General features: G+C 75.8%; 2 protein-coding genes. One reads left to right on the top strand and one right to left on the bottom strand.

Annotation, left to right across the window (positions count from 1 at the left end; genetic code table 11):
- Positions 1 to 387: PPC domain-containing DNA-binding protein (locus tag B0E53_RS35890; RefSeq protein ID WP_107079865.1), on the top strand; the 387-nt coding region annotated here is incomplete at its 5' end.
- Between the two features lie 8 nt (positions 388 to 395).
- Here B0E53_RS35890 and B0E53_RS35885 read toward each other — a convergent pair.
- Positions 396 to 2,030, bottom strand: a 1,635-nt coding sequence (locus B0E53_RS35885) for a glycoside hydrolase family 15 protein (RefSeq protein ID WP_107079864.1), incomplete at its 5' end; no start/stop codon positions are given.

Genomic DNA, 2,030 nt, shown 5'->3' with positions numbered 1-2,030 from the left:
GACAAGGGCGAGGAGCCGGTGAGCGCCATCGGCGCGGCGCTGCACCGGCACGACCTGCGGGCCGGCCGGGTGACCGCCGTGGGCGGCTTCCAGGAGGCCGAGGTCGGCTGGTTCGACCGGGAGCGGCGCGACTACCGGCGCATACCGGTGCGGGAGCAGGTGGAGGTGCTGTCCCTGGTGGGTGACGTCGCCGCCCGCGACGGCGAGCCGGTGCTGCACGTGCACGCGGTGCTCGGCCGCGCCGACGGCAGCACGGTCGGCGGGCACCTGCTGTCGGCCCGGGTGTGGCCCACGCTCGAGGTGATCGTCACGGAGGTGGCCCCCGAGCTGGCCAAACAGGTCGACCCGGAGACCGGGCTGGCGCTCATCGCCGGTCCCGGCCGGTAGCCGCCCGGTCAATGGCAGGGGTCGACCTGGCCCAGCGTCACCGCGGTCTCCAGCATCAGCGCGTGCACGAACCCCTGCGGCAGGTTGCCGCGCAACTGCCGCTGACGGACGTCGTACTCCTCGGTGTAAAGGCCCGGCGGACCGCACGCGGCGCGGTTGCGCTCGAACCACCGGTTGGCCCCCACCGTGTCACCGGCGTGCCAGGCGGCCAGGGCGGCGGCGAACCCGCAGAGCAGGAACGCGCCCTCGGCGTCACCGAGCGGCCGCCGGTCCGGCCGGAACCGGTACAGGTAACCGTCCTCGGCCAGGTCGGCCAGCACCGCGCGGCGGGTCCGGTCGGTGCGGGGATCGTCCGGGGGCAGAGCGCCGCGGATGCCGGGCAGCAGCAACGCCGCATCGACCCGGTCGTCGTCGTACGCCCGCCCCCAGTGCCCGTCCGCGGCGAGACCGTGCGCGGCGGCGTCGGCGAGGATCCGGTCGGCCAACGCCGACCAGCGGGCGGCCAGCCTCGGTGCGGCGACCCGGGCGGCGGCCCGCAGCCCCGCCACGCAGGTCAGCCTCGAATGGGTCCACCGCCGGGGCGGTAGCTCCCAGATGCCGGAGTCCGGCTGCGACCAGCGGCCGCCGATGGCGGCGGCCGCCACCTCCATCGCGTGGTAGCCGTCGCTGTCCAGCCGATCGTGCCGCTGCGCCGCGGACAGCAGCATCAGCACCTCCCCGAAGGCGTCAAGCTGCAACTGGCCGCGCACCCAGTTGCCCGTCCGCGCGTGCGCACCCGGATAGCCGGGCAGCTCCTCCAGGCGCTGCTCGTGCGGGACCGGACGGCCGTCGACCGTGTACGCCGGGGCGAGCCGGTCCCCGTCGGCCAGCACCCGCTCGCTGAGGAATGCGACCGCGTCGTCGAGCAGGTCGTAGCGCCCCACCAGCGCCGAGGCCTGCCCGGCGAAGGACTGGTCGCGGATCCAGGCGTACCGGTAGTCGTAGTTCCGTCCCGCCATCGCCCGCTCCGGCAGGGCCGTGGTGGCGGCGGCGACCATGCCGCCGCCCGGGCGGGTCATCCCGCGCAGCACCGCGTAGGCGAGGACCGCGTCGCGCCGGGCCGGTCCGGCCAGCGACGGAACGACCGAAGCCCAGTGGTGCTGAGTGGTTCGCCACAGCTCGCCGGCCTGCTCACACGGCTGCACGAGCGGGGCGCCGGCGAGTTCCAGCACCAGGTCGTGCCGGCCGCCGGCCGGGACCGTCAGCTCGCCGGCGAGGAACCCCCGCCGGTCCCGGCGAAGCCGTGTGCCGCCGTGGAACCGCAGGTGCAGCCCGCCGGTGCGGGCCAGCCACCGGTCGCCGTCGCGGCTGACGTCGCGCACCGGTTCCCGGCCGAAGTCCGCCCGCGGGTCCAGCACCACCCGGACCCGGGCCGGTCGGTCCAGGGCGCGGATCTGGCGCAGCAGCACCAGCCGGTCCGCCTCGCCGGGAAAGACCAGGGCCTCGCGGGACTCGATGATGCCGTCCCCGGTGACCCACCTGCTGTGCCAGATCAGTGACCCGGGCTCGTAGTGCCCGCCCCACACGAACCGGCCGGCCGCCGGGGTGACCAGAAACCGGCCGGCCCCGCCGAGCAGCGCACTGAACACCGCCGCATCGGACCA

The sequence above is a fragment of the Micromonospora sp. MH33 genome (assembly GCF_003013775.1).
GTDB lineage: Bacteria > Actinomycetota > Actinomycetes > Mycobacteriales > Micromonosporaceae > Micromonospora > Micromonospora fulviviridis.
This window is presented reverse-complemented; position numbering and strand designations above follow the sequence as displayed.